This window comes from Corallococcus sp. AB032C, from assembly GCF_003668935.1.
In the GTDB taxonomy this organism is placed as follows: domain Bacteria; phylum Myxococcota; class Myxococcia; order Myxococcales; family Myxococcaceae; genus Corallococcus; species Corallococcus exiguus.
On the sequence record NZ_RAWP01000277.1, the window covers coordinates 1 to 434 of the forward strand.

The following is a 434-nucleotide window of genomic DNA, read 5'->3' on the forward strand; positions in this document are numbered from 1 at the left end:
GTACAACCACGATCAGAATGACGATCCAGTGTTTCCAGTCAAAGATACACATGGGCAACTCCGTAAAAGAATGAGGTTCAGGCCGACGGCGTGCGGGCTGCTTTTTCCGCGTGGCCAGAGAGGCCGAAGCGGCGTTCGAGTTCATCCAGCACGGCTTGGGGGTGTTGGCCCAGCGCCGCGAGCATTACCAGGCTATGGAACCATAGATCCGCGGTCTCGTAGATGACATCGCTGCAGTCGCCACTGCGCTCGGCGTCCTTGGCGGCGAGGATCGTTTCCACGGACTCTTCGCCCACCTTCTCCAGAATCTTGTTCAAACCCTTGTGGTAGAGGCTGGCAACGTAGGAGCTGTCTGCCGAAGCGCCCTTGCGGGACTCCAGCACCTCGGCCACGCGAGCGAGGGTGTCATTCATGGTTGTGCCCTTGATAAATGG

Annotated in this window: 1 protein-coding gene; it reads right to left on the bottom strand. The window is 58.8% G+C overall.

Going from position 1 to position 434, the window contains the following annotated elements:
* Window positions 1-77: 77 nt before the first annotated feature.
* Window positions 78-413, bottom strand: coding sequence for a phosphoribosyl-ATP diphosphatase (locus tag D7X99_RS42055; protein ID WP_121782595.1), 336 nt, complete (start codon window positions 411-413; stop codon window positions 78-80).
* Window positions 414-434: the final 21 nt, after the last annotated feature.

Bases quoted from the DNA above. Each gene is read 5' to 3' on its own strand.
- D7X99_RS42055 (WP_121782595.1), bottom strand. From the start codon at position 413: ATGAATGACACCCTCGCTCGCGTGGCCGAGGTGCTGGAGTCCCGCAAG.